General features: G+C 29.5%; 15 protein-coding genes. All 15 read right to left on the bottom strand.

Annotated elements, in window-relative coordinates:
• The 15 genes from H8R22_RS14555 to H8R22_RS14485 all read right to left on the bottom strand — a co-directional run bounded on the left by H8R22_RS14555 (position 1) and on the right by H8R22_RS14485 (position 15506).
• Positions 1 to 2844: a Z1 domain-containing protein gene (locus H8R22_RS14555; protein WP_187011124.1), complete on the bottom strand. Its 2844-nt coding sequence runs from the start codon at positions 2842 to 2844 to the stop codon at positions 1 to 3.
• Positions 2841 to 4310 (bottom strand): ATP-binding protein, encoded by a 1470-nt coding sequence (locus H8R22_RS14550; RefSeq protein ID WP_187011123.1) that lies wholly within the window; start codon positions 4308 to 4310, stop codon positions 2841 to 2843. Before H8R22_RS14550 ends, H8R22_RS14555 begins: the two co-directional genes overlap by 4 nt.
• Before the next feature lie 34 nt (positions 4311 to 4344).
• On the bottom strand, positions 4345 to 5319 hold the full coding sequence (locus tag H8R22_RS14545) for a ComEC/Rec2 family competence protein (protein ID WP_187011122.1): 975 nt from the start codon (positions 5317 to 5319) through the stop codon (positions 4345 to 4347).
• Entirely contained in the window at positions 5312 to 6043 is a 732-nt protein-coding gene (locus tag H8R22_RS14540; RefSeq protein ID WP_187011121.1) for a hypothetical protein, read from the bottom strand. Before H8R22_RS14540 ends, H8R22_RS14545 begins: the two co-directional genes overlap by 8 nt.
• Position 6044: 1 nt before the next feature.
• A complete protein-coding gene (locus H8R22_RS14535) occupies positions 6045 to 8261 on the bottom strand; it encodes a sensor histidine kinase (RefSeq protein ID WP_187011120.1) in 2217 nt (738 codons plus the stop codon).
• A complete protein-coding gene (locus tag H8R22_RS14530; RefSeq protein WP_187011119.1) occupies positions 8246 to 9484 on the bottom strand; it encodes a DNA cytosine methyltransferase in 1239 nt (412 codons plus the stop codon). The genes H8R22_RS14535 and H8R22_RS14530 overlap by 16 nt, the downstream gene beginning before the upstream one ends.
• Before the next feature lie 3 nt (positions 9485 to 9487).
• Complete coding sequence (locus H8R22_RS14525) at positions 9488 to 9760, bottom strand: helix-turn-helix domain-containing protein (protein ID WP_126576322.1); 273 nt, start codon at positions 9758 to 9760, stop codon at positions 9488 to 9490.
• A gap of 3 nt (positions 9761 to 9763) precedes the next feature.
• Positions 9764 to 10006 (bottom strand): hypothetical protein, encoded by a 243-nt coding sequence (locus H8R22_RS14520; RefSeq protein WP_187011118.1) that lies wholly within the window; start codon positions 10004 to 10006, stop codon positions 9764 to 9766.
• Between the two features lie 36 nt (positions 10007 to 10042).
• Complete coding sequence (locus tag H8R22_RS14515; RefSeq protein WP_187011117.1) at positions 10043 to 10447, bottom strand: hypothetical protein; 405 nt, start codon at positions 10445 to 10447, stop codon at positions 10043 to 10045.
• Between the two features lie 177 nt (positions 10448 to 10624).
• Positions 10625 to 11455 carry a DNA-deoxyinosine glycosylase gene (locus H8R22_RS14510; protein WP_187011116.1) on the bottom strand — a complete coding sequence of 277 codons (831 nt, stop codon included), beginning with the start codon at positions 11453 to 11455 and terminating at the stop codon, positions 10625 to 10627.
• 53 nt (positions 11456 to 11508) lie between these two features.
• The gene (locus H8R22_RS14505) at positions 11509 to 12396 is read right to left on the bottom strand and encodes a hypothetical protein (protein WP_187011115.1); all 888 of its coding nucleotides are present in this window, start codon (positions 12394 to 12396) and stop codon (positions 11509 to 11511) included.
• Between the two features lie 40 nt (positions 12397 to 12436).
• Positions 12437 to 12667 carry a hypothetical protein gene (locus H8R22_RS14500; protein WP_187011114.1) on the bottom strand — a complete coding sequence of 77 codons (231 nt, stop codon included), beginning with the start codon at positions 12665 to 12667 and terminating at the stop codon, positions 12437 to 12439.
• 306 nt (positions 12668 to 12973) lie between these two features.
• The gene (locus tag H8R22_RS14495; RefSeq protein WP_187011113.1) at positions 12974 to 13354 is read right to left on the bottom strand and encodes a DUF1643 domain-containing protein; all 381 of its coding nucleotides are present in this window, start codon (positions 13352 to 13354) and stop codon (positions 12974 to 12976) included.
• Positions 13347 to 14117, bottom strand: coding sequence for a hypothetical protein (locus tag H8R22_RS14490; RefSeq protein ID WP_187011112.1), 771 nt, complete (start codon positions 14115 to 14117; stop codon positions 13347 to 13349). The genes H8R22_RS14495 and H8R22_RS14490 overlap by 8 nt, the downstream gene beginning before the upstream one ends.
• Before the next feature lie 360 nt (positions 14118 to 14477).
• Positions 14478 to 15506, bottom strand: coding sequence for a hypothetical protein (locus tag H8R22_RS14485; protein WP_187011111.1), 1029 nt, complete (start codon positions 15504 to 15506; stop codon positions 14478 to 14480).
• Between the last annotated feature and the right edge of the window lies 1 nt (position 15507).

Below are 15507 nucleotides of genomic sequence, written 5' to 3'. Positions count from 1 at the left end.
TTATTCGTTTTCAGGATTATCATCGTCATCCATAGGCTCATTTTCAAAATCATCTTTTGTGGTAGCCATATATGAAACTTTAACTTCGTTGTCAACTTTTGGAAAATGCAGACTATAACCTATTATTGGTACTCCAAAATCAGCATTTGAAGTCCCTCTATCGTCAAGGGCATAAATTAACAAAAGACCTTTTTTCTCTTTTGATCGTTGAAGCTTAATTTGCTCATTTGTTAATAAGTCGTTTATAGACAAATCAACTTGTCTATCTTTTAAATCATCAATTTGGTTTTTTGAAATTAAATAATTTTCACTAGATCGTGATATCCCTTTTTGATTACGAATACTACACCCCAATTTAATTATTTCATTTTGATATTTTAATTGATATTCCTGTACGTCCTCATTGGGCTTTCTTCCTTCTTTTGAAGCTGTCCCATTCCAGTCTATAAAAACCTTTTCATCTGTGTTTGATACAACACAAATATTCCAATTAGAAATGTTGTTGTTTTTATTTTGGGCCTTTATGTAATCTGTTAAAGTTCCATTTTTTATGTTTGGTTGATCAATTTTATAGCTGTCTAAAAATCCACATATATCATCTATTTTTTGATTTTTATAAAACAGATATTTTATTTTTCCTGACTTTTTTTTAAGGCGGTTTATTTCTAGCGGAAAACCAATTTCAGATATCAAATTCTCAAATACTTTGAAGTTATTTTTAATTGCATATTCAGACTTTAGTAATTGGTATGTTTGCGGATTTGAGCCTGAAAATGAAATGGAAATGTTTTGAGCCCAATATAATTTAGCCACACTAGTTATCGTCATTAATCCATGATGATTCCTGACCTTTAGCCTAAAATCTTTAGGTTTCTGGTGGGTTACGGTCATCTCATCGAAATCATTTCTCATTTCTTCGGTAGCCATTGTAATGTGATTAAACCACTCATAAATTTGTTCTGTTGTAAAAAGCCTGCATAAATCAACATAACCTGGTCTATATCCAAACCACCTTCCCATTTGCATCAAGGAATCATACATTTTAGTAGTTCGTAAATAATAACTAACAGAAAGGCCTTCTAAGGTAATTCCCCTAGCAAGTCTGCTTCCTCCAACTGCAATAACAGACAAGCCATTTTCATACCTACCGTAGTCAATTTCTTCTATGTTATGATATTCCAAGTTAGTTGTAGACCTTGTTCCATGAACTGACCTCACATCAATTTTAGATACTGCGTTTTTTAATTCCGATCTTACATCTTCCCAAAGGTGATTCTTTAGTCTTACATCAGTATAGTCTAGATTTTCTAAAGTGCTTATCGTGGTTGGTTCAAAATCATTTTCAAATAATTCTTTTAATTCCTCAATGAATTTCCCATCATTACTTTCGATTTTATTTTTAAATTCTCTGATTTTTTCATTTACCAATAATGCAACTCGATCAATCCATTTTACATATAGAGCGACGTGAACTAACATTGAATTATGTTTTTTTTCATGACCTCTTAATCTACGGATTGTACATGTCAGAATAAATGATTTTATAGCCAACTCTAAACTTTTCGGTAAGTATTCCGGCAGATCGTCTTTGTTGTTTTTATTTATTGTTTTAAAAAAAGGAGGGTCATAATCATCAATTTTTCTAAATACATTAAGAGGCTCATTAAATTCTCCGGTCACTGGATCTTCTAACCCAAAAACCTTCGCAGCTCCAATATAATTTTTTGCAGCTTTAATGTTTATTATGAAATCCCTAGGAAATAAATCATCACCAATTAAATATTCCTTTCCTTTTACTAATGTTTTTAATTCACTATTATATTCCTGAGAAATAAATAAGTTAGCATAAGGAGTTGCAGTATATCCGATAAAAGTATTTTGATCAAAAACATTTAATAATGTTCGAATCAATTTATTGATTGTCTTAATGTCATTAATATCTTTTGAAGCATTAACGGAAGCTGCATCTGCTTCATCATCAATTATTAAAACCGGCACATCAAATAATTTAGGATGACCGTCTATTGTTTTAATGTTATCGTTTTTAGAAAACCAGTCAATTAGATTTTCAAGAATACCTTTGTTTTTTTTGATTACAAAAACTACAGGATTTTTTCCAATTGGTATATTCAATCTATTAGCAATTGCTTGATTAAAATCACCTTCATCACCCGTTTTGTAATAAGAAGATGATAAAGAATAAATATCAGTACCCACTTTATATTTACCAGCACCTATAATTCTATTTTCCCCATTATTATTTATAAAAGCAGAACTACTTCGTCCAATATAACCTTCATCTATTCTTTCTTGGGTTTGTCTTCTTAAAGAGCTAATCGTACCTGCAATAACAATAATTACCTTGTATCCAGCATCAGTTGCTTTATTAATAAGGCCTACATAATTTGATGTTTTACCAGATTGAACGTGTCCGACAACCATTCCTCTTCTATCCCATGAACCTTCTGTTTTTGGATTGACACATTTATCTAAAATTTTTTCTGTAAAATCATCTAAATCATTGACTGGAAAAGAAGGGTCTTTTTCAGCCATATAGGATTTATATCTGTGCCAGAGTTCCCAATTGATGTTTACTTTATTTTCTTTTACCCAAGGCTCTACATCTTCAGACAACATTGTTATTGATCCTTTACCAATACTGAAATCCGCCATTAATATTTCAAATAAATCGTCCTTATCTATTGGTTTAGTTGGGTCAATGTTTATTATGGAAACCTTTTCAATAATTTGTTTAATTATATCCTCTGTTAATTCGCCTTTGGTTTTTTCGTGATTTAGTAGTGTATGTGCAATTGCTCTTGCGGAATGTTTTATATCGTTCATTTTAAATAATCATTGATTAAAGGAAAAAAATTAAATGGTGTTGCGTTCATTATTTGTTGACGTGATAATGATTCCGGGATCCCTTGAGATTTATATATTTCAAATAATTCTACTGCTAATTTAATTAAATCATCACTTGGTTTTTCTGTGATTTTCTCCAATTCATGAAATGAAGGATCTTCGTTTTGATTATATAAAATTAACTCTACTGGAATATTTTCTTCAAGTAATTTCAAAGCTTTAGAAAATAATTTATTCGTATTATCTGATTCCAACAGCTGCTTTATTATCGGGTGCTTTTTGTTTATTTTATATTTTTTAATTCCTTCTCTATTGGTTTCGTCTTTCCATAAGCTTTCAAATGACGCATTTCCATTTTCATTAGAAATTGTTTTCTGGCCTCTCCAATTGTAAATTTTAGCAGACTTCATAACTGCAATTTTTGCTATTCTGGATAATTCCTTTCTAATCTCAATAGGAGGCATTGCTGTAGATTTTTTTATATCTAAATTCCAGTCGAAATCATTTGCATTGGGAAAGTTTATCGCTATTCTTGCTAATTTTGAATATTCCCTTTTCTTTTCAATTCCTAACCAATCTCCTGAAACCAATAATCTATCACCCCTATAAACATAAAAACCTTGTTGCTGGTACCAACCTAAAGGACCACCAGATTTTTCATAATCTTCAGTGCTGATTTTTGACATGTGTGGCAGTATGAAATAGGTTACTTCAACATTATTAAGAAGTAATTCTGTTTGCCCCATTTCTGGTTTTGGATTTAAATTTAAAAGGAACGGATTCCAAGCATCAATTTCATAAGTATTTGAAATCAGCTTAATTTTTTTACTTTCTATGAATTTATGAAAAACAAGACCAAGATGTTCTTTAACCGTTATCATTTCTTGGTAAAATGCGTTTTTTACTGATTCATTTTCTTCATTAGCATTTCCTACAATACGATCTAGAGATTCCCAAATTATAAGAGTCCCACTTGACAATTCATCTACTTTTTTTAAATAGGATTCGTCAGAAATAAAATCCAATAAAGTCCATTCTTCCTCCTGATTAATAAAGTCAATATCCCAGCATCGTTTTATCGTATTGAAACCTTCTTTTTTTGTAACAACTGTCAGTCTTTTGCATTGGGAAAAAGAAGCAGTCTTTAATCCCATACCGAATCTACCCAAGTCTTTTTCATCCCTCAAATCTTCCGGATCTTTGCTTCCAGGTGTCATTGCAATAATCAACTCTTCTAAATTCATTCCTTTTCCATTATCAAGAATTGAAATAAATGAATCTTTACCTTTCCATAAATAATCTATAGTTATTCTATTTGCATTAGCTGAGATACTATTATCAACAATATCGGCTATTGCTGTGGATAAGTTATATCCAAAACTTCTATAAGAATTGATTGTAGATTTTGGATTTGGTTTGGCGTTTTCGGCTTTGTATTGGTGCATGAATTAGCTTGTTTAAATTACAAAATACAATTTGTTATAAATTGAAAATTTTATCTCCTGATAGATAATACTCCTCTGCTATTAAACTATCTGTATCTAATGTTAACGATTTTATTTTAATAATTTCAACAAACTCTTCCATACCATTAATAACATTAGTCGAACTTATTTTATACCCCATACCACTAAAATCATTTATAACATTGAAATGAGGATGCATATACAATTTGTGTTCGCCAGCAGAAATAACAGCTTCACTAGTTTCATTTAAAATTAATTGTGACCAAAAACTTGGTTCATGGTTAGTGTCAGAGCCGTGATGAGGAATTTGTGATAAAACATTTATTTTATCATGGAAAAGGTTTGAATTTTTATTTTTAACTCTGTCAAAGGATATTTTTTCTACATCAGATGTTAAAAGAATGTATTTGTCTCCTAGTTTTAGTTTGAATAAACTTGATAGTAAATTTGCAACTTTACTTCTCTTCATTCTATGTTCTATGGGTATAAACTTTAATGCTTTTAGATATTCTGTTATTTCTAAATGAGATGGTGATAAACACTTTAGATAATCAGTTTTATTTAATGGAATAGTATATCCTACACTCAACTTAACGATTTCATTTAAGTTAACGTTGTAACTTTTATTTACTATGTCAAACACATCTGCAAGCTCTAATGCATTAGTAAGGTTTGGTTCAAAGTAAGTCCAATATTCAACTTCTATATCATTATTTAATGTATGCAAAAAGCTTCCGATAGTTATTTCATTATCATAACAATATACCAATAATTCTTTCAAACCTGAGTAATGATCCCTATGTGGATGTGAAAGAATTATAAACTCAATATGAGTAACATTAGTGTCTTGAATATGTTTTAAAATGGGGTTTAAAGAATTATTTTTTTTACAATCAATTATGCCAATTTTGTTTTCTTGATTATCATCCAGCCACTCTATAATTATCGAATCACCCTGACCAACATCTTTAAAAATAATCTTAGTCATTCCCTTTTGGATTTTGAATTGGTGTTCCTTTAAATTTTAAAAAAATATTTTTTTGCTCAAAAATTCCTGAATGGTCATCAAATAGTTCAATAAATTCAATATTTCTTTGTCCTACACTTGTTGTTATTCTAACTAGTAAGTAAGCCCCCTCTTCAAATTTTTTAAAATGGCTCAAAGGAGTTTTTTCAAATTTTCTAATCTGAAAAAAATTTATTTCATCATCAAGAAGACAATTTAACACTACATGGTCTTCAGTAATCTCTATTATTTCAGAAATAAAATCATCAACTTTAATTTTATTTATGGACTTTACTTCTTCTTTAATTTCTTTTAATAATCTTTCTATTCCATTAATGTCATCATATTTGTTTTTCTGCTTAGTTATACAATACCTTGGAAGTTTACCGATCTGAAATAAAACTTCAAGCAAAGCATCGGTTAAGTGACTGTCCTTAGACCAAACAACTAACTCATATAATTTTTTATCCGGAATAATATCATCAATCCATTGAGCACATCTAACTGGGTCAAAGTCCTTTGTATAATATAAATCTAAAAAAATTAATTCAACAGATTCGAGCGGAAATTCAGGAGAATTATCCTCGGTAATATCAGCATTAAAATATTTACAACCGATATTATGAGATTCTAAGTAATCTAAAATGCCTTGGATTTCATTTTTATTATCATCTACTATGGCTATTTGTGGACCAAAATCTATCATATTATTTTAATTTATTAAATTTTAAAACTAAGGCTGCACCTCTATAATTAAAAGGAACCCCTAGTTCATCCAGTTTTTCATGATCTTTAACTATATCGACCTTACCATAGTGCATCATTATTGTATCAATTAAATATAAACCTATCCCGATACCATCGGATTTTCTTGAAAAAAAAGGCCTAACTATGTCATTTATTTCATCTTTGAAACCTGGTCCGTTATCAACAAAAAGTAAACATGTTGAATTATCTTCTTTGAAAGATTTAACGTAAATACCTTTATTATCATTATATATTGTATCAAGCCAATAAATACTATTGTCAATGATATTCATAATCATAGTAATAAAATATCTTTTATCACTTTTAATAATATCGACTGATTTGTCGATGCTTATCTCATAGTTTATTTTTCTAACTTTCATTTTTAATTTGTAGTTAGAAAATGATATTTTCAAACATTCTTCAATACTTATTTCCTTATCTCCTCCTTTTCTTAAAACAGATAAAATCCCATTTGTATATTGTCTCAATTCTTCAACTTGCTCAGAAATGATTTTTTTATCTATCAATATTGGTTTTACAGTTTCTTGCATCCGAGGTACAAGCTTCTCTATTTCGTGTAAAGCAACAGAAGCCGTCATGCCAACACCGGCTGGAATCAATAATGTTTTTTTATCTTCTTCGTATCGTTCTTCAAGTTTTTCAGCTTCCTCAATTAATTTTTTCTTTTTTTCGATATCAGTAAAATCTGTATCTTCAATGATTGCTCTAAAATTCGTTATTCTATTATCAAATGAATTTATAGATCCTTTTTTGTTAAATCTTAACCATTTTGCTCTATCAACTGAACGTGTAGTTTTAAAATCAGTTAGTATCTGTTTAAGAATAATATAAAATAAATCGTATACCTCATTTGATATAAACCCCTCTCTATTAGTTTTTTCTATTAAACCATTTGATGATTCTGGATCTAAATATACATATCCAATATTTTGATTATTAGAGAACCATTCTTTGTTTTGAACACGTTCCAAATCCAAACCTAACCAATCATTATTTGGTTCACCATAATCGTAAACACGTAAATCACCTTTGAAAATTTTTACTCCTGAATGTAATTTCAACATTTCCCTAACAACTTTTGAATCGTCAGTATAATCTCTCATTGAAGTTGCATCAAGATCGTATGAATAAAATTCAAAAAATATATTACCAATTGGCAACTCTTTATCATCAAATTCTTCTAACATTTCCTCTATTGTTTCAATATCAAATTCCTTATTTTCAAGATATTTTCTATAAAACTGCCTTATTTGTCCTTTTATACTTTTATTATAATTAGGGTCATTTAATATTTTTCTTTGGCCTATTTCTATTTTATTTTTTAGTTTAAATTCGTATTCAAAATTTAAATTATATTCTGAATCAATGAGTGCTGTAATTTTATATGGCGCATCATTTAAAATAGAATTTACTGAAGGAAAATCAGCAAGCCAGTCGTTATTGAAATTTAAATTAATTTTAAAAGAATTTTCCTTTATTTTTGGAGATAACATTGAAATGACTTGTCCTTTTAAATCTTTTGCCATTCCCTTAGTCCAAGTCTCTTTTAATCCACTAAGGCGAATGTAAGTACCACTTTTTTCTTTGAATCTAAATTCATTAAGATCTTTTTTTATCTTCCATTTGATAGGCACTTCAGATAAATGTTTTGATTGATTAAAGTCCTTCCAATTAATATAAAGATGTATTTCATAGTTTGCTAATTCTGAACTAAGAATTTCACTTCTGTTCTCTTTAAATTTTATTAATAAAGGTCTTGTAACAAGAAAAATCTCACTGCCAAGTTTGTGAACAGCAAATCTTCCAACTCCTTTTTCCCCCATAGGTATCCGGCCAAAAACTGATGATTTTATTATTTGCCTTAAACCTGTTTCTTTATTGATAGGTTTTCTAAAATCTGAACCAGGCTCTAACCAAACATCTTCAAGTATTTCGGAAGTCATTCCTATACCATCATCTTCTATAATAATTACAGCCTTGCTAAGATCTTCAATATCTCTAAATCTAACACTAACATTTTCTGCGTCAGCATCATAACTATTCTTAACAAGCTCATATATTGCCATAATAGGGCTCTTAATAAGTTCATTTCCAAGCAAAGTTAAAATATGGGCTTTTGGATTAAAATGCTTTTCTTTTAAGATTTCTGACATATCATTTCTTTTATTTTATTAGCAATTCCTTCTGCCATTAGTGGTGGTACGGCATTACCTATTTGTTTAAATGCTGCGGTTCTCCCTCCTTCAAAAAAGAAATCATCTGGGAATGATTGAATTCTGGCAGCTTCTCTTACTGAGATTGAACGTACTTGTTTTAAATCTGGATAGATGTAATAATGTCCATCAGCACAAATGTGAGCCACAACGGTATGACAAACGCCTTTTGGGTCAACAACTTGAAATCTGTTCAAAAAAGCAGTTTCATTTTTGTGTGTCTTTAGTTCTGTAGGTAAATCAGCATAACTCAATCTTTTCCCTTTATTCACCCATAAATCAATTGCAGTACGGTATATTTCTAAATCTCTTTCATTATGATTTCGTGCTACATGCTGGGTGGTAAAATCGATTCCATTTCTGATTTTAGAAAGGTTTAAGTACTCATTAATTGGTTTGGTATAACTGGCTGGCGCTTTTTCTTCTCCTGGTTTTAATTTTGGTAAATCATAAAATAAATCTTTCATGATTTCTCCCTGCATAGGAAAATTATCAAATGTTGGGTATTTTAAATTTTTATTTTTTTTCCAACCAATTAAAATTACTCTTCTACGATTTTGAAGTACACCAAAATCTTTTGAAGTCAATGTTTTGTGTTCTACTATGTAGCCTGCTTCATCAATAGCTTCCTTTATTTTCTCTAGGAATTCTCCATTCTTTGCGGATAAAATTCCGGGAACATTTTCAAATACAAACATTTTAGGCTTGTATTTTTTAAGAAACTTAACATAATGAAGGTATAAATGATTTCTTGGATCATCAGCCATGCCTTTTGGATCTCTGGCTCTTCCAACTATAGAGTAAGCTTGACATGGAGGCCCCCCAATAATTAAATCGACATTTTTACTATCCTTATGAGAATCAATTTTATTGAAAATTTCTGTAATAGTATCATCTGAAATCTCAGTATTGATAACTGTATTCAAAACTTCATTTGGAACACTTTCCCAAAATTGTTTTTGATCAATATTCTGTTTTAAATATTCTAGGTAAATATTTTCCTGATTATTATCTTTTAAATGATAATAGGCCATTCTTGTTTTTATGGTATTACAAGCGTGACTGTTCATCTCAACATGAGCTATTGGATTAAATCCAGCTCTTTTAAATCCTTCTGACAACCCACCTGCACCTGCAAATAAATCAATATAATTTAATGCCATTATTTATTTTAATTTTATTTCTTTATTATCAACTACTGAAAGATCGAAATCTAAAAACCATGAAAACTTGGAAAGATAATCTATACTAAAACTAAATTTTCCGTTTTCAATTTTAGAGATTGTAGAACGATTTACTTCCATTATGGCTGCTAATTCATCTTGACTATAACCTCTCTTCTCTCTGATTTCACGAATGGTTTCACCCATTTTCAAACGACAATCATGAAGATAATTCTCCATTTTCAAATCTGTAATTTGAGATTTTGTATTACTCATTTATTATGCTTCTGTAATTTGTCTTGTAATAATTTCAATTGCTTCTTCTTTACTAACTGTATTACCAAACTCTTGTAACGATTCATTGTCTTTGTAAACACCATTTCGGTCATTCCAACAAAGCCATTCTATTAAATCTAATCTGGACCAAGAATTTAATTCTGTTTCCAAAGCGTCGTCTCTCAATTCCATCAGTTTATAGTATGGATGCTTTAATTTCTCTTCTCCATTTATGTATGTGCTCATGATGATTTTATTATAATTGCGTGCTCTTTCAATTGACTACTCTGGATTAACAAATAAGGTTCCTAAGTGTTCTACTCCGTTATTATCAATAACCGTAAGCCAAACATTAGTTTCAGTACCATGAACACCTTTAGAAAGATCTACTACTATTTTTTGTTCGCTAACTTTACTTACTCTACCTTCCACTTGTGAATAATCAGTTTTATTAATTGTTACATAATGTCCGATTAAATCTTGAGTACTCACTTCAACGACTTCCAGATCGTCTAAGCGAACTTTATTAATAGGTGGAAATGGTAAGCCTGTGTTGAGCGCCTGTATATCGGCTCTTGGTCTTTCGTCGTCTTGAATCACTTCTAATACCACATATAATTGCTCTGGATTTTCTCCGGCTAGTGGTGTGTGAAATTTTGCTATTTGTCCTTCTTTTGTTGGTTTCATAATCTATTACAGTTTGTATAGCGTTGTCCTCGCTTGTTATGTATCAAATATACATGATAATAATAATATTAAGTGCAATATATTGAACATATTATTAACCTATTTTATTAACAAATTTAAACTATCAAAATATGACTATTTTACGTTTTTCCACATTTTGAATTTAAATTATTTAAATTATGAGTTATTGTTGACGATCTGCTGCCATATTTTACAAATATTTTCAAAAGTATTACTTGTATTAGCAGGGCTAGTACTAGGTAAAGAAACATATGTGATTTTATCATTTCTACTAAAGTATTTATCAAAAAGTACTTCCGATTTTAATCCATTAAAACCTATTACCTTTAATTTTTTGTGTCTTTCAATGAAATCAATTAAATCGTTTGGTTCTTCATCTTCGATTGCAATATCAAGACTACCTTTTCTTTTTGCTTTGTGAGCGACATCCCAAACACCAATTTTAGAATTCAGTAAAAGTAGCTTTTTATCAAAATATGTTTCAGGTAAATCATTTCCAGTAATTTTTGAAATGATTTTCCAAAATTTATTTCTTGGATGTCCATAATATTCTCCAAGTTCGAAAGATTTATCGCCAGGTAAAGTACCTAAAATCAAAATGGTTGTTTCTGAGTTTGAAATTGATTCGAACGAAGTTTTAGCATTTATCAAAGTTGGACTAGAAACTTCATTGACAGCTTTTTTTTTATTTGCTTTTTCTGAAGATCCAGTCTTTATGTAAATATTTGTTGTTCCAGTTGGTATTGCTCCACTCCAACTAATATCAATTGAATTTCCAAAATCGTTTACTCTAAAACTTATGCTATCTTTATGAGCAACGTCAGCTCCATTGAATTTGAAAGTCTTGCAAAAGGATTTTGTTTCGTGGCCTATGTTTACAACCAAAGTATCTCCTCGAGAAATTGTTTTGGTGTCAATTTTATAACTTTTTGATTTTTCAAGTCTTGTCAAAGGTCTGATGGTTCTGCTGCGTATTATTTCTGCCATAACTTATTAAGTATAAATTGTCTTTTCTAAAATAACCTTTAAGAGTTTTGATGCTATTTTGAATTTAACTTATCTAAAAACCATTGATCATATTCGTGTTCACTTAATTTATCGAAAATCTGTTTCCAGGATAATTGTACAAATTTACCATTGTTTGTTTCTATTAATTTCTCGAATTCTTCAAGTTTAGCTTTATTTTTACCTCCAAAGTGTTTATTAAATCCCAAATTGATTAACTCAAATTTATTGCCTTTACTCAATTCTGAAACAAATGCCCAATTTCTATATAGTTCGTATAATCCGTTTTTAGCCAAGCTATCAATATCATAATCATTAATTGAGTATTTTTTAAACTTTTCGATGTTAGTTTGAATATCATTAGGACTTTTGTATTTTACCTCAATAAAAACTAACTTATCCTTTAAATTAATTATTACATCCGGTTCCGTCCTTCCTTTTAAATTTTCTTTGAATAGAATAGATGCAGCTTTAAGTCTTTGGTTTAACTCCGTATTTAATGTTTTAGAACAGATGTTCACACCCCAGAGATAAACGTCATAATCCGAAGTATCATCACTATCTATATTAAGAATTTTTAGTAAATCCTGGAGTCTATTGTTTAAAACAAAATAATTAAAAAAGGTCCAAGTTAAAGCGTCCTCTGATGTTGAAAAGCCAAATTTAATTCTCTTGTTCACTTTATTAATATGACTAATAGAATTATCTAACGCGAAATCTATATCTTGTCTCAATAATTCTGGAATATTATCTTTATAATACTTGTAAATTAATGTTGGATTAGTTTTCGCATTGGAATAACCAAGATTGCATTTCACGCATTTTCGTAAACAATCATCATAGGAAGAAGCTTTTTTGGGCAAGCCTATTTGTGAAATTATTATCGTATCACATTTTGGGCATTCTATGTTCTGTAAAGCCATATCAAAATCATTTATTAAGCACTTAAGTAGTGTTAGATGTTTATTTTGAATTTGTTTTTTGAAAATATAAATCTTCAAGTAAATCGTTTAATTTACTTACGCTATCTGAAGCTTGTTCGTAATCCCAAAATACAACATCGATACGGCTTCCTGCTGCATCATCAAGATAAATATTTACAATATTTGTAGGGCCTGAATCGGAAACTGAGTTATGTTGAATTGCATTTATTTTATCTAATCTCAAAATTGTATCACCAAACCAATGTATCATTTTATTTCTGTTTTAAATAGTTAACAATCAATATGTGTTGTGTGATATATTATCACATATTATTTAAAGTAAATTTACATAATTTATTATCAAAATAATTTTTATATTTTTAAGTAAATTCTACCAATTTTATAATTCAAATTTTAATAGCTCATTTTCATATCCCCAAATTTGCGCGTGTTTAGGATTTCCTGCAGCAGATAATTTATCGACATAGTACACGTCGTTATTGTTATCTTTTAAAATATTATTAACCTCTTGTTTTAATACTTCATACTCCTTATACAATCTATCTGGGTGATTACCCTATGCGATTATTACTCTGCTATCTTTTGACGTATAATTTTTAATTACTTCTAAATTTGCTAGATCTATGATTTCATCTTTCAGAGCGACTAATTCTTTTGAGTAGGTTTCGTAAAAAGGAATCAGGTTCAGGATAATTATTTTACCGATGTTTTTTAATTCTGCCCTATCATTTTTGTTTTTAAAGATGTAATTACAAACATTAAAAACTGTTTTATCCGAAACTTCCAAAGTTGCCCTACTAGGGTTTTTCATTATTACAATTATGTTTTCAGTGCAATCATTATTGATTGTCAATTCTAACCAATATCTTTTTTGTTCTGTTCTTTCGTAGTCTTTGTTTATGATGAAATCTTGGTGTTTGTATATTGGCTTACTCATAGTAATATTTATAAGAAGAATTCCCAGTTGTACTACCATTGTAAAATCCGTTATCTACCGTTGGGTATCCATTTGAATTAAAAGTTATAGAATTTGTTGATGAATAGCCATTTTCACTACTTTTAATCCTATTATTTTTAGAAACATTCAAGTCTACTTCACTGTCGTCATCAATAGATAAAACACCAATACCAACAATATTTATAAAAGGATTGTTTTTGGTATCGTACTCAAAAGATCTATAGCCATCATTTATAAGATTGCCGTCTTTGAAAGTTAGTTTTCCGTTACGACTACTTGAAGAATAAGATATTGTGCCGTCTGTATTATGCACATAATAAGTCATATAAGAGTATGGGTTTTGGACTTCAGTATTTTTTATAAATCTTGAATCCAACTTTCCATTAGTGTAGGTATAATCTGTTGTGCTAAAAAGGACACCATAATCAAAATTTTCAATTTTCGTTATTAAATCACCCGTATAAGTAAAAACGCTTTTCCAACGATTATGCAAAATAGAACTGACCAGTTTATTGCCATTATATGTTAGATACGTATCTCTTCCTATTTTGTCATAATCTATGTTCTCAATGTAATTTACTTTTTTAGGCAATATCGTTGAAAGAGTTTCTTGGGTAGCTACTTGGTTAGGATCACCATCTTTAGAACATGAAATTAATATGATTGACAACAATAATCCTAAGCCCAATAATTCAAATTTTTTCATTTCGTCTGTTTGTGTTAGTTTGATTGTATTTAACAAAGACGGACCTTATTAGTCTGATGCGTTGTTAAAATTAAATTTTTACATTTCTATGATCTTTTTAGTTTTGAATAATAAAACCTAAAAATAGTTTGAGAATTAATCGTTAAAAATCAAATCTAAACTATTAAAACCTATGATGATTGAGGTTTTCCGTAAAGCAGTGAATTATTTTAAATCTTAATGACCGTTGTCTAATCAAAAGTGGTAACTATAGAACATTATCCATAAATGAAATACTATGTAATTATGGGACCTATATTAGAATCAATATAATCGTACCCCTAGTTGTGCTATGTGAGCAAGCAAATGAGGCAATTAAAAACGCCTCATTTCACTTCCCCTTTAAATCCCCTTTCTTTATGTTTTCAGGTTAGTTCTTTTGATAAAATAAAAAACAGGATAGACAGTATCAACTAACTGTAATCTATAATCGTCTTTATGATAAACAATATTATTATTCAATCCAGCATATTTATGGATTTGCACCAATAAAGAAACATCCATATTAATATCATCAAAGTTCTTTTTGAGTTTGATAAATCCTTCTTTGTAAGCTGCTGACTTTAATCTTGAAGCTGTTGCATTAGACATTTTAAAAAACTTGCTGACATAAATAACAGAAACAGGGGCTAATTGTTTTTTATAGTTGAAAGTTGGAGAAGGAAAATGATAGGTAATCCCCTTTACTGTTACGCTTTTCTCTCTCTTCACTTTTCTCCAAAAATACTTATGGAGATAACCATAAATAACCGCCCCTGTAACTGCTTTTATTTTACAATAACTATTGTAGTCTATTGGAAATGCCAATCGAACTTTCCAGTCGTGAAATTGTCTTATTTTGTCAAATGAATTAATCGTATAGTATCCCGTTCTCTCATTGTAAGTGAGGAATTTTAACTCCAGCAGTAGTTGGATATACTTAAGTGATGTTTTTCTGCATTTTATTTGTAGCAGAAATTCAATAATCAATAACCCTTTTTGATCTAATTTTACCTTTCCTGCGGTGAAAGTAAGTTTTAAAAAAAGAAAGAAACATAAGTCTTTTTGATAACCAAATTTCTGAGCATCGATGAACATTTCAATAGGTACCGAAATATGATTGTTGTCTTCTACTTTTTTTTTTAATGTTCCAAATTCTTCTACTAGCATTTTATTTACTGCTTCAATTGTATAGAAAAATTTACCATCCTTTTGAGTGTATTGAATTAAATTTAAATCTCTCCAGTACCTTGTGCCTCCTGGACATAATGACATTATGTATTGAAATTCTTCGTCATCAATTATCAAATCCTTTGTATTTTGGTTTTGACTTTGAAGTGCTGATTTTGTTAAAACTTCTAGTCGTTTTTCGATGTTATGGAGTCTCTCCAATCTTGAATGGACCATA

Origin of the sequence: Flavobacterium kayseriense, from assembly GCF_014305095.1 — a bacterium.
Taxonomy (GTDB): domain Bacteria; phylum Bacteroidota; class Bacteroidia; order Flavobacteriales; family Flavobacteriaceae; genus Flavobacterium; species Flavobacterium kayseriense.
This window is presented reverse-complemented; position numbering and strand designations above follow the sequence as displayed.